Below are 20,457 nucleotides of genomic sequence, written 5' to 3'. Positions count from 1 at the left end.
TCTTTGCCTAGTCGCAGAGCCGCATCGCCCGCGTCCCGTTGTTCGGGCGCAGGTTGTTGCGGTTGGTATTGATGGCGGTGCGGCAAGGCATGGGGCGACCGTAACCGGTCCGACCAGCCCTTGACAAGCCCCGCAAAAAGTTGCGGCTGCAACCACCGGCATCCCTGTAGGAGCGCCCTCGGGCGCGACGCTTTAAGGAACTTGCGGGAAAGGCATCGCGCCCGAGGGCGCTCCTACAAATCTGCGCGAACCGGCAGCATCAGCCGCTCAAGCAGCCTCTGGTACAGGCCGGGCAGCGCTTCGAGGTCGGCGACGCGGACGTGCTCATCGACCTTGTGGATGCTGGCATTGACGGGCCCGACTTCGATGCATTCCGCGCCCAGCGGCGCGATGAAGCGGGCATCCGAGGTGCCGCCGGCCGTGCTCTCTTCCGGCGGCGCGCCGGCGAACTCGCCCAGCACCGCGCGCGCCGTGGCCCGCAGGTGGCCCTCCGGCGTGTAGAAGGGCTCGCCGCCACGCAGCCACTGGATGCTGTAGTCGACCCCATGGCGGCGGAGAATGCCCTCGATCTCCTGTTCCAGCCTCTCGGCCGTCCAGCTGGGATTGAAGCGCAGGTTGAACACCACCTGCAGTTCGCCCGGGATGACGTTGCTGGCGCCGGTGCCGGCATGGATGTTGGAAATCTGCAGGCTGGTCGGCGGGAAGGTCTCGTAGCCTTCGTCCCACTGGCGCGCGGCCAGTTCGTCCAGCGCGGGCAACGCCTTGTGGATGGGATTGAGCGCCTTGTGCGGATAGGCGACATGGCCCTGCACGCCGTGCACGTTCAAGGTACCGGTCAGGGTGCCACGACGACCGACGCGCAACAGGTCGCCCAGTGCTTCCTTGGACGACGGCTCGCCCGTGATGCACCAGTCGATCCGCTGGCCGCGTTCGCGGAACAGTGCCGCAACCTGCTTCACGCCGTCGTGGGCGGGGCCCTCCTCGTCCGAGGTCACCAGCAGCGCGACCGTGCCCGGGTGGTCCGGGTGCGCGTCGACGAAGCGCTCCAGCGCGATCGTGCACGCGGCCACACTGCACTTCATATCGGCGGTACCGCGTCCGTAGAGCACGCCATCGCGGACGGTGGGCACGAACGGATCGCTGGTCCATGCGTCCAACGGCCCCGGCGGCACGACGTCGGTATGGCCCAGCAGTACCAGTACCGGCGACCCGCTGCCATGCGTGGCCCAGAGGTTGTCGGTATCGCCGAAGCGCAGGTGTTCGCAGTGGAAGCCCCATTGCGACAGCCGGGTCGCCAGGACCTGCTGGCAGCCGGCATCGTCCGGCGTCACCGAATGACGGCGGATCAGTTCGCAGGACAGTTCGACGACATCGCTCACGCGCCGGCTCCGAAGCTCTTCTTGAAGCCATTGTCGCTGAAGCCCTGTGAAAAGCCGCCTTCAGCGGTGACGACGACGGGGCGGCGGATCAGCTGCGGATACTCCTTCAGCAGCAACTTCCACTCCGCATCCGACCCCGGCGACTTGCGATTCTCCGGCATTTGCCGCCAGGTCGTCGACGACTTGTTGATCAGCGTGTCCCACCCGCCCGCCTTTTCCGCCCAGTCCTTCAGGGTCTCGGGCGACTGCCGGTTGTCGCGATAGTCGACAAAGGTGTACGCGACGCCGAAGCGGTCCAGCCACTTCGTCGCCTTCTTGCAGGTGTCGCAGTTCTTCAAGCCATACAGCGTGGTCGTCATGATGCTCCTTGAGGGCGTTTGTAGGAGCGCGCCATGCGCGCGATGCTTTCCAAAGGAACCGGACGTCATGTGGAAGCATCGCGCGCGTGGCGCGCTCCTACAGGACGCTAGGGCTAGACCTGCCGCTCAGTCCGCCAGCCCGCGCAGCAGTTCGTTGACGCTGGTCTTGCTGCGCGTCTTCTCATCCACCTGCTTGACGATCACCGCGCAGTACAGCGAATGCGAACCGTCGGCGGCCGGCAGCGAGCCGGAGACCACCACGCTGCCCGGCGGTACGTAACCGTAGGTGATTTCCTTGGTCATGCGGTTGTAGATGCGCGTGGACTGGCCGATGAACACGCCCATGCCGATCACGCTGTGGTGGCCGACCACCACGCCTTCGACCACCTCCGACCGCGCACCGATGAAGCAGTGGTCCTCGATGATCGTCGGGCTGGCCTGCAGCGGTTCCAGCACGCCGCCGATGCCGGCGCCGCCGGACAGGTGGCAGTGCTTGCCGACCTGCGCGCACGAGCCCACCGTCGCCCAGGTATCGACCATCGTGCCCTCGCCGACGTAGGCGCCGATGTTGACGAAGCTGGGCATCAGTACCACGTCCTTGCCGAAGTACGTGCCACGACGCGCGATGGCGCCCGGCACGACACGCACGCCCAGCTTGCGGAAGTCGTTCTCGTCGAACGCACCGAAGCGCGCCTCCACCTTGTCCCAGAAGGGCGCCGGATAGGCTTCGACCAGCTCCATCTCGTTGACGCGGAAGTACAACAGCACGGCCTTCTTCAGCCACTCGTTGACCTTCCAGCCACCCTTGCCGTCGGGCTCGGCCACGCGCAGTTTTCCGCTCTCGAGGCCCTCGATGGCCAGTTCGACGGCGGTACGGGTGGAACCCTCGATCTCGACCGACGTCAGTTCGGCGCGGCGCTCGAAGGCGCTCTCGATGGTGGACTTGAGTTCTTCGGTCTTGGTGGCTTTGCGGGTCATCGAAGGTCCTGCGGGAATGTGCTCAGGTGGGGGTGTCCAGGCCGGCGCGCAGCGCATCACGCAGCGCGGCCTGGGTGTCGGTGTCGGTCAGGGGCTGGTCGTGCTCGTCGGTGATCTGGAACACGTCCTCGGCGCGCTCGCCGAACGTGGCGATGCGCGCATCGTGCACGCGCAGTCCCTGCCGGCGCAGCACCTGCGCCACGTCGGACAGCAGCCCGGGACGATCCGGCGCGACGAGGCCCAGGATCGTGCGACGGCCATCCGGCGTGATGCCGAACTCGATGCGTGGCGCGAAGCGGAAATGCTTGAGCTGGCGCGGGACCGCGCGCCGCGAAGTACGCACTCCCTCCAGCGGACGCGCGAGGGCCTGGCCCAGCCCATGTTCGATGTCGGCAGGATCGCGCGTCGCATAGGCATCCGCGGGCAGCACCTCGAACGTATCGAAGACCGCGCCCTGCGGGCCGACCAGCACGCGCGCCTGGTGGATGGCGAAGCCCATGCGGTCCAGGGTGGCGAGGATGGCGGCGAACAGGCCGTCGCGGTCCGGCGAATGCACGAAGACTTCCATCGCATCGGCGTCGTCCGCGATCCGCCGCGCACGCACGCGCGTCTCGCCTGCCGTGGCGCCACGAATGGCCTGCGCCTGCCAGGCCAGCTGTTCCGGACGGAAGCGCAGGAAGCTCTCTTCCGGCATCGCCGCGAACAATGCATCGGCCTGCGCGGCCGTCATGCCCTGTACTTCCAGCAGCGCGCGCACGCTGCCGCGCGCCTCCACCAGGCGCTCGTCCACGGCGACGGGATTTTCCAGTCCTTCACGCAGCACGCGGCGTGCGGCGAAGTAGAGGTCGGCCAGCAGCCGGTCCTTCCAGGCGTTCCAGAGCTTCGGGCTGGTGCCGGCGATGTCGGCGCAGGTCAACAGGTACAGGTAATCCAGCCGTTCGCGGTCGCCTACCAGCGTGGCGAAACGGTGGATGACCTCGGGATCGGCAATGTCCTGCTTCTGCGCGGTCACCGACATGCGCAGGTGCTGCTCCACCAGCCAGGCCACCAGATCGGCGTCGGATTCGCTAAGCGCATGCGCGGCACAGAACTCGCGCGCGTCGACCGCGCCGAGTTCGGAATGGTCCCCGCCACGCCCCTTGGCGATATCGTGGAACAGGCCGGCCAGCAGCAGCAGTTCCGGCTTGCGCAGGCGCGGCCAGACTTCGTGCGCGATCGAGAAGCGCTCGTCCGCGCGGCCGGCCGCGAAGGCGGCGATGTTCCGCAGCACCATCAGGGTGTGCTGGTCGACCGTGTAGACGTGAAAGAGGTCGAACTGCATCCGCCCCGATACCCGCGCGAACGCCGGGATCCACTGCCCCAGCACGCCGAGGCGCGCCATGCGGGTGAGGGTCTCCACCGCGCGCGGCCCGCGCAGCAGCGCCATGAAGGCATCGCGCTGCGTCCGCGTGGCGGCGGGATAGGTCGACAGCTTGGGCAGCGCCTCGGCCAGCGCGCGCGCCGTGCGCGAATGCAGGCCGCGTACCTGCGGATGGGCCGCCCAGGCGGCGAACAGGGCGAACACCTGGCCGGCATCGTTCCCCGGCCAGGCGGGATCGCGCGCGGCCAGGTAACCGCGGCGCAGGGCGAACCGGTCATCCAGCGGCTCGGGCAGCGCCTCGCCATCGAACTGTTCCTCGAAACGCTGCAGCAGGCGGTCGCTGATCCGGCGCACGATGGCGGCACTGCGATAGAACCCCTGCATCATCTTCTCGACGCCCAGGCTTTCGGCGTCGTCGGCGAAGCCCAGCCGCTGGGCCAGCGTCTTCTGGTAATCGAAGCGCAGGCGTTCTTCCGCGCGCCCCGCGACACGGTGCAGGCCGTAGCGCAGGCGGCCCAGCGCGCGGCGCTCGCGTGCCAGCGCGACCGCTTCGTCCTGGCCCAGGTGGCCCATGCCCACCAGCGGTTCGAGGTCGCGCACGCCGAAGGTGCGCAGCGCCATCCAGCCCAGCGTGTGCAGGTCGCGCAGGCCGCCGGGGCCATCCTTGATGTTGGGCTCCAGGTTGTCGGAGGTGTCGCCGAAGCGGGCATGGCGGATGCGCAGTTCCTCGCGCTTGGCGACGAAGAAGTCGCGCGGCGGCCACACGCGCGCAGCGCCGATGGCGTCGATCAGCAGGGCTTCGTCCACCGGCTCGCCGACGATCAGGCGCTCTTCGATCAGCGCGGTCAGCACCGTCTGGTCGGCCGCGGCCGCGGCCGTGCACTCGGCCGCCGAGCGCACGCTGTGGCTGATCGGCAACCCGGCATCCCACAACATGGCGAAGAAACGCGCCACCGCGTCGTGGTGGCGCTGCTGGGCGTCGGCCGAGGCCAGCACCAGCACGTCCACGTCGGACTGCGGGAACAGTTCGCCGCGCCCGTAGCCCCCCACGGCGAACAGCGCCATCGGCGCCTCCGCCGGAATGCACCGCAGCCAGGCGTCCTTCAGCAGGTGGTCGACCGCCCGTGCGCGCAGCGCGAGGATGCGGTCCATGCCGTCGTCCTGGTCGAAGCGCTTGTCCAGCCGGGCATCGGTATGGGCCAGCGAGGTGCGCGCCGCCGCCGCCCAGGCCGGGTCATCGGCCACGTCCGGGCCGATGTCCGGAAGCCGCGTCGCATGTCCGTTCGCGGCTGGGGGGCTGCTCACAGGTCGTTGTCGTCGCCCGGCACGCGGGTCAGGATCTCGACGCCGTCCTCGGTCACCGCCACGGTGTGCTCCCACTGCGCCGACAGCTTGCGGTCCTTGGTGACCACGGTCCAGCCGTCGGGCAGCACGCGGGTGTGGCGCGCGCCCTCGTTGATCATCGGCTCGATGGTGAAGGTCATGCCGGGCTTCAGCACCACGCCTTCGCCGGGGCGGCCGTAATGCAGCACCTGCGGTTCGTCGTGGTAGACCTTGCCGATGCCGTGGCCGCAGTACTCGCGCACCACGCTGAAGCGCTCGCTTTCGGCGTACTGCTGGATCGCGTGGCCGACATCGCCCAGGGTCGCCCCCGGCTTCACCGCGCGGATGCCGCGGAACATGGCCTCACGGGTGACGTCCACCAGCCGCTTCGCCATCACCGACGGTGTGCCGACGATGTACATGCGGCTGGTGTCGCCGTGCCAGCCGTCTTTGATGACGGTGACGTCGATGTTGAGGATGTCGCCGTCCTTGAGCACCTTCCCTTCGCTGGGGATGCCATGGCAGATGACGTTGTTGACCGAGGTGCAGACCGTCGCCGGAAAGCCCTTGTAGCCCACGTTGGCCGGAATGGCTTTCTGCACGTTGACGATGTGATCGTGGCAGATGCGGTCCAGTTCGGCGGTAGTGACGCCCGGCTTCACGTGCGGGGCGACCACCTGCAGCACTTCGGCGGCAAGGCGGCCGGCGATGCGCATCTGGGCGAGGTCTTCGGGGGTTTTCAGCTGGATGGCCATATTGGCCGATTATCCCCCATTTGGCCGCCGGGCTGAATGTCCAGGCCACCGCGCACCGGTTCAGGCAGGCCTTGATTTGCCGCGACCCGCCCTGCCCGGCTATACTCCCGCGGCTTCGCGCCCGGGTCTGCCCGGCCGGACCGCCCACGTCGGGCGACACCGACGAATCCACACCTGCTGCCCCAACCCGTGCCGGGGTGCCCTTCGCTGAAGGGTTCGGACACGGAAGCCGCAGGGAGGCCCAACCCCGGAACCCCGCCCTCACCGGCGCCGTCCTCCCTATGAACCGGACGGTGGGTTCCCCTTCGATGGAGTTACTGCAATGCCCCAAGTCACCATGCGCCAGATGCTGGAAGCCGGCGTCCATTTCGGCCACCAGACCCGCTACTGGAACCCCAAGATGGCGCCGTACATCTTCGGTGCCCGCGGCAAGATCCACATCATCAACCTCGAGAAGACCGTTCCGCTGTTCAACGACGCGATGAACTTCATCTCGGGCGTGGCCCAGAAGCGCGGCACCATCCTGTTCCTGGGCACCAAGCGCAGCGCGCGCGAGGCCGTGAAGGAAGAGGCCGAGCGTTGCGGCATGCCGTACATGACCCAGCGCTGGCTGGGCGGCACGCTGACCAACTTCGCCACCGTGAAGAAGTCGGTCGCCCGCCTGAAGGAACTGGAAGCCGCCGAAACCGACGGCACGTTCGAGAAGCTGGTCAAGCACGAAGTGCTGGGCCTGCGCCGCGAGCGCGAGAAGCTGCTGGCCTCGCTGGGCGGCATCAAGGAAATGAACCGCCTGCCGGACGCCCTGTTCGTCATCGACATCGGCCATGAAGACATCGCCATCAAGGAAGCCAAGAAGCTCGGCATCCCGGTGGTCGCGGTGGTCGACTCCAACTACGACCCGGCCCTGGTCGACTACGCCATCCCCGGCAACGATGACGCTATCCGCGCCGTGCAGCTGTACGCCCGTGCCGCCGCCGACGCCGTGCTGGAAGGCAAGGCCGCTGCGCCGAACGCCGCCGTTGTGCGCGAGGAAGAGTTCGCCGAAGGCGGCGACGACAAGGGCGCCCGTCGCGCGCCGGCCAAGAAGGCCTCCGGCAAGAAGTCCGACGAAGCCGCCGCCGAGTAATCCGGCTGCAACGCCGCCGCGCCATGCTGCGCGGCGGCCCATGTTCTTCCTTCTCCCCCGGGAGAAGGTGCCCGAAGGGCGGATGAGGGTACGGGCAGCACGTTGACGCTCAGGGCGTCGCGATCCCACCGGACCCCCTCCCCAACCCCTCTCCCGACGGGAGAGGGGCTTTGCCAATCCAAACAGAGGTAATCCCGTGGAAATCACCGCTTCCCTGGTCAAGGAACTGCGCGAGCGCACCGGCGCCGGCATGATGGAGTGCAAGAAGGCGCTCACCGAGAACAACGCCGACATCGACGCCGCCGCCGAGTGGCTGCGCAAGTCGGGCCTGGCCAAGGCCGACAAGAAGGCCGACCGCGTCACCGCCGAAGGCCGCATCGCCGTGGCCCAGGACGGCGGCAAGGCCGTGCTGGTCGAGATCAATTCCGAGACCGACTTCGTCGCCAAGGACGCCAACTTCATCGCCTTCACCGACGCCGTGGCCCAGGCCGCGCTGACCGCCGGCGCTACCGATGTCGAGGCGCTGAAGTCGGCCAAGCTGCCCTCCGGCGAGACCGTCGAGGAAGCCCGTGCCGCCGCCATCGCCAAGCTGGGCGAGAACATGCAGATCCGTCGCCTGGTCGCCATCGACAGCGCCGACAACGTCGCGGCCTACGTGCACGGCGGCAAGATCGGCGTGCTGGTCGAGGTCAAGGGTGGCGACGCCGACCTGGCCCGTGGCCTGGCCATGCACATCGCTGCGATGAACCCCCCGCACAACAAGGCCGCCGACGTGCCGGCCGAGTTCGTGGCGAAGGAGAAGGAGATCGAGCTGGCCAAGATGTCGGACAAGGACAAGGCCAAGCCGGCCGACATCCTGGAGAAGATCATCTCGGGCAAGATCAACAAGATCATCAACGAGGTCACGCTGTACGGCCAGCCGTACGTGCTGGACAGCGACAAGTCGGTCGAGCAGGTGGTCAAGGCCGCCGGCGCCGACGTGGTCGGCTTCCAGCGCCTGGTGGTCGGCGAAGGCATCGAGAAGGTGGTGGAAGACTACGCCGCCGAAGTGATGAAGCAGGCCGGCCTGGCGTAAGCCGCAAGCCGATCCGCTGCGAACCGGAAAAGCCGCGGGAAACCGCGGCTTTTCCGTTTCCGGGCACTCCTCCGGCCGCATCGTGCGGCCGCTCGTCGCAGCCACCTAAAGTTTGCGCGTGAGGCGCCGACACTGGTTACAAAGGTGACACTTCGTCACGCTTTGCTGGCATGCTGCCGGTCACTCTCTCACGCCCAGCGCGCGCCCGGATGCGTCCCGAACTCGAAACCCAGTTGCTGAACTGCCGCAACCTGCCCAGTCCGCCCGGGGTGGCGCTGCGCATCATCGAGCTGGCGCAGGATCCGGACGTGGTAATGGCCACGGCCGCCGACACCATCGGCCTGGACGCGGCGCTCAGCGCGCGCATGCTGCGCATCGCCAACTCACCGCTGTACGCCAGCCGACGCCGCGTGGAGAACCTGTCACAGGCGCTCACCGTACTGGGCCTCAACGCCACGCTGACCCTCGCCCTGGGCTTCTCCCTGGCGCACTGCGGCCCGGGCAGCCATCCGGTGGCCCGCGAGCGCGTCTGGCGCCGCAGCGTGATCGCCGCGCTGGCGTCGCGGCTGCTCGGCCAGCATGCCGGCCTGCGCAAGGCGGAAGAACTGATGCTGGCCGGCCTGCTGCAGGACATCGGCATGCTGGCCCTGCTGGAAGTGCTGGGCGAGGACTACGCGCGGCTGGTCGAACGCGCCGCCGACAACGCCGAGCTGCTGGCGGCCGAGCGCGAATGGCTGGGATGCGACCACGCCACGGTCGGCGGCTGGCTGGCACGGCAGTGGAACCTGCCGGCGCTGTTGCGCGAGGCGATCCTGGAAAGCGAAGCGCCCGCGTCCGATACCCCCTTCAACGCCTGCGTGGCGGTCTCCGGCCACGTCGCCGACATCTGGCTGGCCGGTGCCGACGCATCGCGCAGCGAACACGCCCACCGCGATGCCGCGATGCAGGCGGCGACGCGCCTGGGACTGGACTATGCGTCCTACCTGGCGCTGACCGAGGAAATGGTGTCCTCCCTGCCCGAAGTCTGCGCGATGTTCGACGTACCGCCCGCGCCGCCCGCCCGCATCCAGGCCCTGCTGGACCAGGCGCGCGAACTGCTGGTGGTGCGCAACCTGCGCGAGATCCAGGAAGCCGCACGTGCGCGCAAGGAAGCCGACGAACACGAGGACCGCGCGCGCCGCCTCGCCGAAGAGGTCCGCCGCGACCCCCTGACCGGCGTGTACAACCGCAGCCAGCTGGAAGAGGTGCTGGAGAAGGAATTCGATGCCGCCACCCGCCACGGCTGGCCGTTGTCGATCGCCTTCATCGACCTGGACGACTTCAAGCAGGTCAACGACCGCTGGGGCCATCTGGTCGGCGACGAGGTGCTGCGCAACTTCGCCAAGGCCCTGCTGCGTCACGTGCGCAGCAGCGACATCGTCGCCCGCTACGGCGGCGAGGAATTCCTGGTGGTGCTGCCGGGCATCGGCGAGGACGCCGCCGCGCAGGTCGTGCGCCGCATCCTGTCGGAAGTCTCGGGCGTGGCGATGGCCGACGTGGGCGGACAGCCCCTGCACATCACCTTCTCCGCCGGCCTGGCCACGCAGGGCGCGCTGGAGCAGTTCCGCCACGTCGACGACCTGCTGCGCGCGGCGGACGAGGCGCTGTACGGTGCCAAGCGCGAAGGCCGCAACCGCGTCTCGGTCGGCGCCATGGGCGCCTGACGCACGCCGGCTACGGCCGCGGCTGCAACGCCACCTCTTCGTACGGCTGCACCACCACCCAGCCCTCGCCGGCGAAGCGCAATTGGATGCTCTCGCCCGATCCGCGCCCCATCAGCGTGCCCAGCGAGATGTCGGTGATGATCTCGGGGGCCAGGCCACCGGACCACGCCACGGTCGCATTGGGATCGGTGAACACCGGGCCGGTCTGCGCGTTCACCGGCAGCGTCAGCGGCTCATAGTGCGAGGTGATGGCGACGATGCCGTGCCCGCTCAGCCGCACGTTGAACAGGCCGCCCGACAGCATGCCGGCCACCTTGCGCATCATGGTGATGCGGCTCTCGATGCCCGATTCCACGGCCAGCACGTCGTTGCCGTTGACGAAGATGGATTCGCCGGCCAGGCGCAGCAGCGTGATCTTCTTGCCGGCATCGGCCAGGTACACGCGGCCCTGCCCCTCGACCTTCATCAGCTGCATGCCCTCGCCGCTGACGGCCTTCTTCAGCAGGTTGCCCAGGCCCTGCTCCAGCACGCCCTGGCGGGTGAACTTCACCGCCCCCTTGCGCGCCACCATCGCCCCCGCCTTGGCCCAGACCAGCCCATTCAGGCGCACCTCCAGCAGGTGCGGGCTTTCCAGTTCGAACGCATCCGCGCCGGCGTCCTTCTCACGGGTCGAGGCAAGGAATTCCTGCAGGGTGCGCACGCTCATGGCCGATCCTTGATGGCTACCGAAAGGGAGCGCCATGATAGCGACCCCGACCCGAGACCCCGCCATGCCCCGCATCGTTGCCGTACCGCACATGCCGGATGACGCCACACGCGCACCGGTCGCCGCCGAGCGGCTGGTCCATGGCCAGCCGCTCCAGGCCGTCGCCAATGCGTATTCCTCGCCGGACGAACGGTTCCACTGCGGGGTGTGGGAAGGCGGCGTGGGTGCCTGGCGCGTGCAGTACACCGAGCACGAGTTCTGCCACCTGCTCAGCGGACGCGTGCGCCTGCATGACGACGCGGGTGGGGACGTCGTGGTGCTGGAGGCCGGTCAGAGCTTCGTGGTGCCCGCCGGCTTCAGCGGCATCTGGGAGGTACTGGAACCGGCGCGCAAGCTGTACGCGATCTACGAACCCGGCGACTGGAATGCCGCGCTCGGCTAGAATTGGCGTGTTTGCCCCCACGCCGAGACCTCCCCATGCCCGCTCCCCTCGCCTATCGCCGCATCCTGCTCAAACTCTCCGGTGAGGCGCTGATGGGGGCGGAGGATTACGGCATCGATCCCACCGTGATCACCCGCATCGCCCGCGAAATCATCGAGGCGCGCGAGGCGGGTGCGGAAGTGGGCCTGGTGATCGGAGGCGGCAACATCTTCCGCGGCGCCGGCCTGGCGGCGGGCGGCATGGACCGCGTGACCGGCGACCAGATGGGCATGCTGGCCACCGTGATCAATGCCCTGGCCATGCAGGACGCCCTGGAGAAGCTGGGCGCCAAGTGCCGGGTGATGAGCGCCATCAAGATCAACGACGTGTGCGAGGACTACATCCGCCGCCGCGCCATCCGCCACCTGGAGAAGGGCCGCATCGCGATCTTCGCCGCCGGCACCGGCAATCCCTTCTTCACCACCGACTCGGGCGCCGCGTTGCGCGCGATCGAGATCGGCGCGGACCTGCTGCTGAAGGCCACCAAGGTGGACGGGGTGTATGACAAGGATCCCAGCAAGCACGCCGATGCCAAGCGCTACGACCAGCTGACCTACGACGAGGTCATCGCCCGCGACCTGCAGGTGATGGACACCGCCGCCTTCGCCCTGTGCCGCGACAGCGACGTGCCGCTGCGCATCTACGACCTGTCCGTGCCCGGCAACCTGATGCGGATCCTGCGCGGCGAGCACGTGGGCACGCTGGTGAAAGGCCGCGGCTGAGCGGCCCGCATGACGGGCATGTGCTGTCGCTCGCTGTAATAGTGTCCGGCCACCGCCTGCCGGCACCCTACGCCACCATGGGACATGGACACGATCACGGCCACGCGGCGCATGCGCATCCGCATGCATCGGCAACCCGTGCGTTCGCCTCGGTCACCCTGATCAATCTGGCCTATACCGCGCTCGAAGCGGGTTATGGCTTCCACACCAATTCGCTGGCCCTGCTGTCGGATGCCTTGCACAACCTGGGCGACGTGCTGGGGCTGGCGCTGGCGTGGAGCGCCGCGGCGATCGCCCGTCGTCCCCCGCGCGGCCGGCATACCTACGGCTGGCGCCGCGCCACCCTGCTGTCTCCGCTCGCCAATGCGGTACTGCTGATGGTGTTCTCGGGCGCCCTGGGCTGGGAAGCCTTCCGCCGGTTCAGTGCGCCCCCGGACATCCCCGCCACGCCCGTCATCGTGGTGGCCGCACTGGGCATCGTGGTCAACCTGGGCGCCGCCTGGCTGGTGCGGGACGGGCATGCGCACGACCTCAACAAGCGCGGGGCCTTCCTGCACCTGATGGCCGACGCCGCGGTGTCGCTGGCCGCTGTCCTGGCGGGGGTGGGAATGGCCACGCTGGGCTGGGCCTGGCTCGATCCGGCCACCGCCCTGCTGATCGCGGTGGTGGTGGCGGTCGGGTCGTGGCGCCTGCTGCGCGACAGCTTCGATGCCGCCATGGACGCCGTGCCGGGCAGCGTGGACGCGGACGAGGTGGGCGCATTCCTGCGGGCCCAGCCGGGCGTGGCGGCGGTGCATCATCTGCACATCTGGTCGCTGGGCGCCAACGAGATCGCCCTGACCGCGCACCTGGTGCGGCCGCGCGAGGACGACCACGACGCCTTCATCGACGCCACCGTGCATGCCCTGGACCACCGTTTCGGCATCAATCACGCCACCCTGCAAATCGAGCGCGGCGCCTGCTGTGGCCACGACCTGCACGATGCGGCGCCGCATCATTCCCGTTGAGCGGTGCGGCGGCGGTCGGCAACGGCCCCGAATCGCCCTATAATCGGCCGTTTACAGGCTTTGCAACGGAAAGGGCGATGCTCAACGACATCAAGAAAGACGCGCAGGCGCGCATGGCCAAGAGCATCGATGCGCTCCGCCACACGCTGGTCAAGGTCCGCACGGGCCGCGCCTCCACGGCCCTGGTCGAGCACCTGAAGGTCAACTACTACGGTTCGGACGTGCCGCTCAGCCAGGTCGCCACCGTCACCATCTCCGACTCGCGCTCGCTGACCATCACCCCGTGGGAGAAGCAGATCGTGGGCGCGGTCGAGAAGGCCATCCTGGCGTCGGACCTGGGCCTGACCCCGAACACCGCCGGCACCACCATCCGGCTCAACCTGCCCGCGCTGACCGAGGAGCGCCGCAAGGAGCTCTCCAAGGTCGTGCACGGCGAGGGCGAGGACACCAAGGTGGCGATCCGAAACATCCGTCGCGACGCCAACCAGCAGATCAAGGACCTGCTGAAGGACAAGCAGATCACCGAGGACGACGAGCGTCGCGCCGAGGAGGAGATCCAGAAGCTGACCGACAAGTCCATCAAGGACGTCGACGACGTGGTCAAGGCCAAGGAACAGGAACTGATGGCGGTCTGAGGACTGCCATGTCCCCTGCCGCCTCACCACCCGTGCCCCGCCATCTGGCCGTCATCATGGACGGCAACGGGCGGTGGGCGGAGCGCCGGCGTCGCCCGCGCGTGATCGGCCACCGCGCCGGCGCGCGCGCGGTCAATGTCTGCATCGACTTCTGCCTGGAGCGCGGCATTGGCGCGCTGACCCTGTTCGCCTTCTCCAGCGAGAACTGGGGACGGCCGGAGGAGGAAGTCGGCGCGCTGATGAAGCTGTTCCTCAATGCGCTGGACCGCGAGGTGGAGGAACTTCACCGGCGGCAGGTGCGGGTGCGATTCATCGGCGACCGTGCGCGCTTCTCGGCGGATATCCGCGCACGCATGGACGCGGCCGAAGCCCTGACCGCCGGCAATACCCGGCTGCACCTGGTCATCGCCGCCAGCTACGGCGGACGCCAGGACATCGCGTTCGCGGCCAGGGCGCTGGCGACCGAAGTGGCGGCCGGGCGCCTGCGGCCGGAGGACATCGACGAGGCGGCGCTGGGCGCGCACGTCGCGCTGGCCGACCTGCCCCCGCCCGACCTGTTCATCCGCACCGGCGGCGACCACCGCATCAGCAACTTCCTGCTGTGGCAGCTGGCGTACACGGAACTCTGGTTCACCGACGTGCTGTGGCCCGATCTGGACGCCACGCTCCTGCAGCGCGCGCTGGACGACTTCGCCCGGCGCGAGCGCCGCTTCGGCCTGACCAGTGCCCAGGTGGCCGGCGGCGCCATCGAGGATTCACCCGCATGAGCGCCACCCGCACCCGTGTCATCGCCGCGCTGGTCATGGCGCCCTTCGCCATCGGCGCCATCCTGCTGCTGCCCACCTCGTGGCTGGTGATGCTGGCGGCGCTGGTGTTCCTGGTGGGCCTGTGGGAATGGTTCAAGCTGGCCGAGATCGACGACACCCTGCAGCGCACGGTGCTGCTGACCGCCAACCTGCTGCTGATGGTGCTGCTGGTGTGGGCGTCGCGCGGGTCCACCGACCTGGTGCCGCTGCGGCTGATGGCGCTGGTGGGCGCGGGCTGGTGGCTGCTGGCGCTGCTATGGCTGCGCTTCTTCCATTTCGCCTCCGACCACGAGACCTGGGCGCGCGTGTTCAAGCTGGCCGCGGGCACGCTGGCCGTCGTACCGGCGTGGTGCGCGCTGGGGTTGATCCATTCCTCGCAGCCGAACGGCCACATCTGGCTGTTCGTGGCGCTGGCCATCGTGTGGGCCGCCGACAGCGGCGCCTACTTCGCCGGCCGCCACTTCGGTGGCCGCTGGTTCGCCGGGCGCAAACTGGCCCCGCGCATCAGCCCCAACAAGACGCTGGAAGGCCTGTTGGGTGGACTGGCGGCCGGCATGCTGGTGGCTGCGGCCGGTGCGCTGCTGGCCGGTGCGGGCATGGCCCAATTGCCGGGCGTACTGCTGGTGGCGATTTTCACCGTGCTGTTCTCGGTGGTGGGCGACCTGTTCGAGAGCCTGCTCAAGCGACACGTGGGCGCCAAGGACTCCGGCGACGTCATACCGGGGCACGGCGGCGTGCTGGACCGCATCGACGGCGTGCTGGCGGCCCTGCCCATCTTCGTGTTGGGCAAGGAAGTCTTCGGATTCTGAGCATGGCCACGCACGCACTTCGCAACGTGGCCGTCCTGGGCGCGACCGGCTCGATCGGCGCATCCGCGCTGGACGTCATCGCGCGCCATCCCGGCCGTTATCGCGTCCGTGTGCTGGCCGCCGGCCACAACGTCGATGCCCTTGTCGCCCTGTGCGTGGCGCATCGACCCGATCACGCCGTGATCGCCGACAAGGATGCGTACCTGCGACTGCGCGATGGCCTGGCCGACGCTGGCCTGCCCACGCAGGCCCATGCAGGCATGCCGGCCCTGGATGCGCTGGTCTCCGGTCCGGACTGCGACACCGTCGTGGCCGCCATCGTCGGCGCGGCGGGCCTGTCGTCCACCCTGGCAGCGGCGCGCGCCGGCAAACGCCTGTTGCTGGCCAACAAGGAGTCGCTGGTGCTGGCCGGCGAACTGGTGACCCGCGCAGCGGGCGCATCGGGCGCCGAGATCATCCCGATCGACAGCGAACACAACGCCATCTTCCAGTGCCTGCGTTCACGACAGGCTCAGGCCGATGTCAGCCGCATCGTGCTGACCGCCTCGGGCGGTCCGTTCCGCGGGCGCCGCCGCGACGAACTGGCGCAGGTGACGCGCGAGCAGGCCGTGGCCCATCCCAAATGGTCGATGGGACCCAAGATCTCGGTCGATTCGGCCACCCTCATGAACAAGGGGCTGGAACTGATCGAAGCCCACCACCTGTTCGGCGTAGGACGCGAGCGGCTGGACGTGCTGGTGCATCCGCAAAGCCTGGTGCATTCGCTGGTCGAATTCGTCGACGGCTCCACGCTGGCTCAACTCGGCCTGCCGGACATGCGGACCTCGCTGGCGGTCGGCCTGGGCTGGCCCGAGCGCATCGCCTCGGGCGTCGGCGGCCTGGACCTGCTGCGGCACCCGCGGCTGGAATTCGAAGCCCCCGATACCGATGCCTTTCCCTGCCTGCGTCTGGCCTGGGAGGCGATGGCGGCGGGCGGTACCGCACCGGCCGTGCTGAATGCTGCGAACGAAGTCGCGGTTTCAGCCTTTCTTCAGGGCCGCATCGGTTTCCTATCCATCCCTGCGCTGGTCGAGGATGCCCTCGCCGCGCTGCCCGCAACGCCGGCCGATTCGCTGGACGCGCTGCTGGCGGCGGACGCGCAGGCCCGCCGATTGACCGACCGCAACCTCGCAGGCCACCTCTCCCGATGAGCGCCGATATCCGATGAGCGACCTGCTGGGCTCCATCTGGTGGATGATCGTGGCGCTGGGCGTGCTGGTCACCTTCCACGAATTCGGCCATTACTGGGTGGCGCGCCGCTGCGGCGTGAAGGTGCTGCGCTTCTCGGTGGGCTTCGGCAAGCCGCTGTGGTCGCGGCGCGACCGCCATGGCACCGAGTTCGCCCTTGCCGCGATCCCGCTGGGCGGCTACGTGAAGATGCTGGACGAAGCCGAGGGCGAGGTCCCGGCCTCGCAGCGCGACCAGGCCTTCAACCGCAAGTCGGTCTGGCAGCGCATCGCCGTGGTGGCCGCCGGCCCGCTGGCCAACATCGTGCTGTGCGTAGCGCTGCTGTGGGCGATGTTCGTGATCGGCAAGCAGGACTACTCGGCCACCGTGGGCAGCGTGTCGGGCATCGCGGCCGACGCGGGCTTCCAGCGCGGCGACCGCATCCTGAGGGCCGGCGACCGGACGATCGATACCTGGACCGATGCCTCCATCGTGCTCACCAAGGCCGCGATCGACGGCGACGACTTGCCGGTGGAGGTCGAGACGGCCAACGGTGGCACCACGACCCGCACCCTGCCGCTGTCGCGGCTACCGGTGGGCTTCGACCAGGAGAATGCCGTCGCCCTGAGCGGGCTGGTCTGGCGCCACTGGGTGACCCCTGCCATCGTCGGCAAGGTCGCACCGGGCTCGGCGGCGGACGGCGTGCTGCAGGCCGGCGACATCGTCACGGCCGTGGACGGCCAGCCGGTGCACGGCTTCGGCGACATCGCCGCCCAGGTCGACGCGCTGGGTAAGCGGGGCGGTATGGCGATGGTCGAGGTCGATCGCGCCGGCGAGCGCCTGGCGTTCGAACTGGCGCCGCGCCTGACCCCGCTCCCCGACGGTGCCAAGGGCCAGTACTGGGCACTTGGCCTGGCCGCACCGGAAAAGACCCGCCTGCCCGAGTACGACGCCACCCTGCAGTACGGCCCGCTGGCGGCCGTGCCCGCGGCGCTGCGCGAGACCGGCAAGCTGACCTCCGATTCGCTGGGCATGATCCGTCGCATGCTGACCGGCGACGCCTCGCTGAAGAACGTATCAGGCCCCATCACCATCGCCCAGGTGGCCAATGTGTCGGCCAAACGCGGGCTGGACTGGTTCCTGTGGTTCCTGGCCGCCATGTCGCTGAGCCTGGCCATCATCAACCTGCTGCCGATCCCCGTCTTGGACGGCGGCCACCTGCTGTATTACCTTATCGAATTGGTCAAGGGCAGCCCCTTGAGCGAGCGCCACATGGTGGCCGGACAATACGTGGGCCTGGCCGCGCTGGCGGGCCTGATGGGACTGGCGTTCTACAACGACATCCTGCGTCTGATGACGCGTCTGGTGACCTGATGCCCCTGGACCCCCTAGGGCCGGCACGCTCCAAGGCGGCCTGCCCCTCCCTGGCGACACCCCGGACCGCGGCCCTGCGGTCCACCCCTGCGTTGCAGGAGCCACCCCAACCGGATGTGATGATGACGCGACTGCCCTCCCGCCGCCTGCTTGCCCTCGCCCTGGCTTCGGCCATCGCCATGCCGGCACTGGCCCAGACGACGGAACCCGCTGCCGCACCCGTGGCCTCCGCGCCGCTGGCCACTGCGCCGTTCACCGCCACCGACATCCGCATCGATGGCCTGCAGCGCATCTCCACCGGCACCGTGCTGACCTACCTGCCGATCGAGCGCGGCGACGTGGTCACGCCGGCGAAGGCGGCCGAAGCGATCCGCGAGCTGTACAAGCGCGGCTTCTTCGAGGACGTCAGGCTGGACCGCCAGGGCGACATCCTGGTGGTCACCGTCACCGAGCGCCCGGCGATCAACAAGCTGACCCTGACCGGCAACAAGGACATCAAGACCGAGGACCTGCTGTCGGGCCTGAAGGACATCGGCCTGGCCGAAGGCGAGACCTTCGACCGCCTGAGCCTGGACCGGGTGATGCAGGAACTGGTGCGCCAGTACAACAACCGCGGCAAGTACAACGTCGAGATCACCCCCACGGTCAGTGCGCTGGACCGCAACCGCGTGGACGTGACCATCGCGGTGAAGGAAGGCAAGGCGGCCAAGATCAGGCACGTCAACGTGGTGGGCGCCGAGAAGTTCGAAACCGAGGACCTGCTGGAGAACTGGGAGTCCAAGGAGACCAGCTGGCTGTCCTGGTACCGTCGCGACGACCAGTACTCCAAGGAAAAGCTGTCCGGCGACATGGAGCGCCTGAATTCCTGGTACCTGGACCGCGGCTACGTGGACTTCAGCATCGACTCCACCCAGGTGTCGATCAGTCCCGACAAGCGCGACATGTTCATCACCGCCGGCATCACCGAAGGCGAGCAGTACAAGATCTCCGACGTGAAGGTCACCGGCGACACGGTGCTGCCGAAGGAGGAGATCGAGAAGCTGGTGATCGTCAAGCCCGAGCAGACGTTCTCGCGCATCCTGCTGGAAATGACGTCCGACGCCATCACCGCCACGCTGGGCAACATCGGCCATGCGTTCGCGCAGGTGAACCCCATCCCGACCATCGACCGCGAGAACCGCACCGTCGCCATCAACCTGCAGGTGGTGCCGGGTCCGCGCGTCAACGTGCGCCGGATCGTCTTCAAGGGCAACACGCGCACGTCCGACGAAGTGATGCGCCGCGAGATGCGCCAGTTCGAGGGAAGCTGGTTCTCGCAGGTCGCGGTGGACCGCTCGCGCGTGCGCCTGCGGCGCCTGGGCTATTTCGAGACCGTCGACGTCGAGACCACGCCGGTCCCGGGCACGACGGACCAGGTGGACGTGGTGTTCAACGTCAAGGAAACCACTTCGGGCAGCTTCGTGTTCGGCCTGGGTTATTCGCAGCTGTCCGGCCTGACCACCTCCATCCAGCTGTCGCAGAACAACTTCCTGGGCGGCGGCAACCGCGTGGCCGTCGAGGCGCAGCGCAGCGACTACCTGCAGCGCTATTCGTTCTCGTACACCAACCCGTTCTTCACCGACGAAGGCATGTCGCTGGGCTACAACCTGTGGTGGCGCGAGTTCGACTACTCGGACTTCAACACCGCGCAGTACTCCACGACCAGCGCCGCGGCGCAGGGCATCCTGGGCCTGCCGATCACCGAAAACGACACCGTGTCGCTGCTGTTCGGCGTGGACAGCAACGAGATCCTGACCTTCGGCGGCTCCACGCCGCAGTCGATCATCGACTACATCGACGCGGTGGGTCAGCGCACCTTCCACGCCTGGCGGACGGAGCTGGGTTGGGCGCGCGACACGCGCAACGACTATTTCATGCCTACCGGCGGCACCTACCAGCGCGTCTCGGCGGAGATCGCTCTGCCCGGCTCCACCGTCGAGTACTACAAGCTCAATTACGAGTTCTCCAAGTACTGGTCGCTCAGCCCCTCGTTCGTGCTCAATACCCGCGCCGAGATCGGTTACGGCGACAGCTACGGCTCGGACATCTACCGCTACATCTGCCGCGTGAACGGCTCGGATCCGCAGATCCCCGGGCAGGCGACGACGACGGCACCGGCGGCGGACGGTACCTGCGCAGACGGCGGCACCCTCGACAGGACCCTGGTCGCCAGCGGCCTGCCGTTCTTCGAGAACTTCTATGCCGGCGGCACCCGCTCGGTGCGCGGCTTCCGCGACAACACGCTGGGCCCGCGTTCGGAAGTCATCAGCGGCTACCGCGGGCAGCCGCTGGGCGGTTCGCTGAAGACCACCGGCTCGGTCGAACTGATCTTCCCGAAGCTGTTCGACTCCAATGCCGCACGCGTGTCCGCGTTCTTCGATTTCGGCAACGTGTTCGACGGCGTGGACAACTTCGACGCCGGCCAGCTGCGCGCCTCCACGGGCGTCGCGCTGTTGTGGCGTGCGCCGGTGGGACCGATCTCGATCAGCTACGCCTTCCCGCTGAAGAAGGAGGACGGCGACGAGCTGGAGCGCCTGCAGTTCACCTTCGGCGGCGCGTTCTGACGGCCGCGATGCACGATCCGGCGTGAAGGGAAGGGGGGCTGCGGCCCCCC

Annotated in this window: 18 protein-coding genes; 12 read left to right on the top strand and 6 right to left on the bottom strand. The window is 68.5% G+C overall.

Annotation, left to right across the window (positions count from 1 at the left end):
• Positions 1–233: 233 nt before the first annotated feature.
• The 5 genes from dapE to map all read right to left on the bottom strand — a co-directional run bounded on the left by dapE (position 234) and on the right by map (position 6,154).
• The gene (gene dapE / locus V8246_RS10370) at positions 234–1,379 is read right to left on the bottom strand and encodes a succinyl-diaminopimelate desuccinylase (RefSeq protein ID WP_336189021.1); all 1,146 of its coding nucleotides are present in this window, start codon (positions 1,377–1,379) and stop codon (positions 234–236) included.
• A complete protein-coding gene (locus tag V8246_RS10365; protein ID WP_336189020.1) occupies positions 1,376–1,738 on the bottom strand; it encodes an arsenate reductase in 363 nt (120 codons plus the stop codon). The genes dapE and V8246_RS10365 overlap by 4 nt, the downstream gene beginning before the upstream one ends.
• A gap of 126 nt (positions 1,739–1,864) precedes the next feature.
• A complete protein-coding gene (gene dapD / locus V8246_RS10360) occupies positions 1,865–2,773 on the bottom strand; it encodes a 2,3,4,5-tetrahydropyridine-2,6-dicarboxylate N-succinyltransferase (protein WP_336189019.1) in 909 nt (302 codons plus the stop codon).
• Entirely contained in the window at positions 2,739–5,381 is a 2,643-nt protein-coding gene (gene glnD / locus V8246_RS10355; protein ID WP_336189018.1) for a [protein-PII] uridylyltransferase, read from the bottom strand. Before glnD ends, dapD begins: the two co-directional genes overlap by 35 nt.
• The gene (map, locus tag V8246_RS10350; protein ID WP_142123819.1) at positions 5,378–6,154 is read right to left on the bottom strand and encodes a type I methionyl aminopeptidase; all 777 of its coding nucleotides are present in this window, start codon (positions 6,152–6,154) and stop codon (positions 5,378–5,380) included. Before map ends, glnD begins: the two co-directional genes overlap by 4 nt.
• A gap of 322 nt (positions 6,155–6,476) precedes the next feature.
• Here map and rpsB point away from each other — a divergent pair, with 322 nt between their 5' ends.
• The 3 genes from rpsB (at position 6,477) to V8246_RS10335 (ending at position 10,058) form a co-directional block, all read left to right on the top strand.
• Positions 6,477–7,280 (top strand): 30S ribosomal protein S2, encoded by an 804-nt coding sequence (rpsB, locus tag V8246_RS10345; protein WP_336189015.1) that lies wholly within the window; start codon positions 6,477–6,479, stop codon positions 7,278–7,280.
• A gap of 196 nt (positions 7,281–7,476) precedes the next feature.
• Complete coding sequence (gene tsf / locus V8246_RS10340; protein ID WP_185896686.1) at positions 7,477–8,355, top strand: translation elongation factor Ts; 879 nt, start codon at positions 7,477–7,479, stop codon at positions 8,353–8,355.
• 209 nt (positions 8,356–8,564) lie between these two features.
• Entirely contained in the window at positions 8,565–10,058 is a 1,494-nt protein-coding gene (locus tag V8246_RS10335) for a GGDEF domain-containing protein (RefSeq protein WP_336189014.1), read from the top strand.
• A 10-nt stretch (positions 10,059–10,068) separates the two neighbouring features.
• Here V8246_RS10335 and V8246_RS10330 read toward each other — a convergent pair whose 3' ends face one another.
• A complete protein-coding gene (locus V8246_RS10330; RefSeq protein WP_185896688.1) occupies positions 10,069–10,764 on the bottom strand; it encodes an AIM24 family protein in 696 nt (231 codons plus the stop codon).
• Positions 10,765–10,828: 64 nt separating this feature from the next.
• Between V8246_RS10330 and V8246_RS10325 the strand changes: the two genes are divergently transcribed.
• The 9 genes from V8246_RS10325 (at position 10,829) to bamA (ending at position 20,407) form a co-directional block, all read left to right on the top strand.
• A complete protein-coding gene (locus V8246_RS10325) occupies positions 10,829–11,206 on the top strand; it encodes a cupin domain-containing protein (RefSeq protein ID WP_336189013.1) in 378 nt (125 codons plus the stop codon).
• A gap of 35 nt (positions 11,207–11,241) precedes the next feature.
• Positions 11,242–11,967 carry a UMP kinase gene (gene pyrH, locus V8246_RS10320; RefSeq protein WP_185896690.1) on the top strand — a complete coding sequence of 242 codons (726 nt, stop codon included), beginning with the start codon at positions 11,242–11,244 and terminating at the stop codon, positions 11,965–11,967.
• Positions 11,968–11,987: 20 nt separating this feature from the next.
• Positions 11,988–12,974 carry a cation diffusion facilitator family transporter gene (locus tag V8246_RS10315; RefSeq protein ID WP_336189012.1) on the top strand — a complete coding sequence of 329 codons (987 nt, stop codon included), beginning with the start codon at positions 11,988–11,990 and terminating at the stop codon, positions 12,972–12,974.
• 77 nt (positions 12,975–13,051) lie between these two features.
• Positions 13,052–13,609, top strand: a complete 558-nt coding sequence (frr, locus tag V8246_RS10310; protein WP_185896692.1) for a ribosome recycling factor — start codon at positions 13,052–13,054, stop codon at positions 13,607–13,609.
• 8 nt (positions 13,610–13,617) lie between these two features.
• Positions 13,618–14,376 (top strand): polyprenyl diphosphate synthase, encoded by a 759-nt coding sequence (uppS, locus tag V8246_RS10305; RefSeq protein WP_185896693.1) that lies wholly within the window; start codon positions 13,618–13,620, stop codon positions 14,374–14,376.
• Complete coding sequence (locus V8246_RS10300) at positions 14,373–15,224, top strand: phosphatidate cytidylyltransferase (protein ID WP_284449365.1); 852 nt, start codon at positions 14,373–14,375, stop codon at positions 15,222–15,224. Before uppS ends, V8246_RS10300 begins: the two co-directional genes overlap by 4 nt.
• Before the next feature lie 2 nt (positions 15,225–15,226).
• Positions 15,227–16,414, top strand: a complete 1,188-nt coding sequence (locus tag V8246_RS10295) for a 1-deoxy-D-xylulose-5-phosphate reductoisomerase (protein WP_336189010.1) — start codon at positions 15,227–15,229, stop codon at positions 16,412–16,414.
• A 13-nt stretch (positions 16,415–16,427) separates the two neighbouring features.
• A complete protein-coding gene (rseP, locus tag V8246_RS10290; RefSeq protein WP_336189009.1) occupies positions 16,428–17,804 on the top strand; it encodes an RIP metalloprotease RseP in 1,377 nt (458 codons plus the stop codon).
• 122 nt (positions 17,805–17,926) lie between these two features.
• Entirely contained in the window at positions 17,927–20,407 is a 2,481-nt protein-coding gene (bamA, locus tag V8246_RS10285; RefSeq protein WP_336189008.1) for an outer membrane protein assembly factor BamA, read from the top strand.
• The last annotated feature ends 50 nt before the right edge of the window (positions 20,408–20,457 follow it).

This window comes from Pseudoxanthomonas sp. F11, assembly GCF_037046485.1.
Lineage (GTDB): Bacteria > Pseudomonadota > Gammaproteobacteria > Xanthomonadales > Xanthomonadaceae > Pseudoxanthomonas_A.
The sequence above is the reverse complement of the archived record's forward strand: the minus strand, read 5'-3'. Positions and strand labels throughout refer to the sequence as shown.

Excerpts from the sequence above, each read along its gene's own strand:
- V8246_RS10365 (WP_336189020.1), bottom strand. The coding sequence starts at position 1,738 with ATGACGACCACGCTGTATGGCTTGAAGAACTGCGACACCTGCAAGAAG.
- dapD (WP_336189019.1), bottom strand. The coding sequence starts at position 2,773 with ATGCGCTGCGCGCCGGCCTGGACACCCCCACCTGAGCACATTCCCGCA.
- map (WP_142123819.1), bottom strand. The coding sequence starts at position 6,154 with ATGGCCATCCAGCTGAAAACCCCCGAAGACCTCGCCCAGATGCGCATC.
- rpsB (WP_336189015.1), top strand. The coding sequence starts at position 6,477 with ATGCCCCAAGTCACCATGCGCCAGATGCTGGAAGCCGGCGTCCATTTC.
- V8246_RS10335 (WP_336189014.1), top strand. The coding sequence starts at position 8,565 with ATGCGTCCCGAACTCGAAACCCAGTTGCTGAACTGCCGCAACCTGCCC.
- V8246_RS10330 (WP_185896688.1), bottom strand. The coding sequence starts at position 10,764 with ATGAGCGTGCGCACCCTGCAGGAATTCCTTGCCTCGACCCGTGAGAAG.
- V8246_RS10325 (WP_336189013.1), top strand. The coding sequence starts at position 10,829 with ATGCCCCGCATCGTTGCCGTACCGCACATGCCGGATGACGCCACACGC.
- pyrH (WP_185896690.1), top strand. The coding sequence starts at position 11,242 with ATGCCCGCTCCCCTCGCCTATCGCCGCATCCTGCTCAAACTCTCCGGT.
- frr (WP_185896692.1), top strand. The coding sequence starts at position 13,052 with ATGCTCAACGACATCAAGAAAGACGCGCAGGCGCGCATGGCCAAGAGC.
- uppS (WP_185896693.1), top strand. The coding sequence starts at position 13,618 with ATGTCCCCTGCCGCCTCACCACCCGTGCCCCGCCATCTGGCCGTCATC.
- V8246_RS10300 (WP_284449365.1), top strand. The coding sequence starts at position 14,373 with ATGAGCGCCACCCGCACCCGTGTCATCGCCGCGCTGGTCATGGCGCCC.
- V8246_RS10295 (WP_336189010.1), top strand. The coding sequence starts at position 15,227 with ATGGCCACGCACGCACTTCGCAACGTGGCCGTCCTGGGCGCGACCGGC.
- rseP (WP_336189009.1), top strand. The coding sequence starts at position 16,428 with ATGAGCGACCTGCTGGGCTCCATCTGGTGGATGATCGTGGCGCTGGGC.
- bamA (WP_336189008.1), top strand. The coding sequence starts at position 17,927 with ATGACGCGACTGCCCTCCCGCCGCCTGCTTGCCCTCGCCCTGGCTTCG.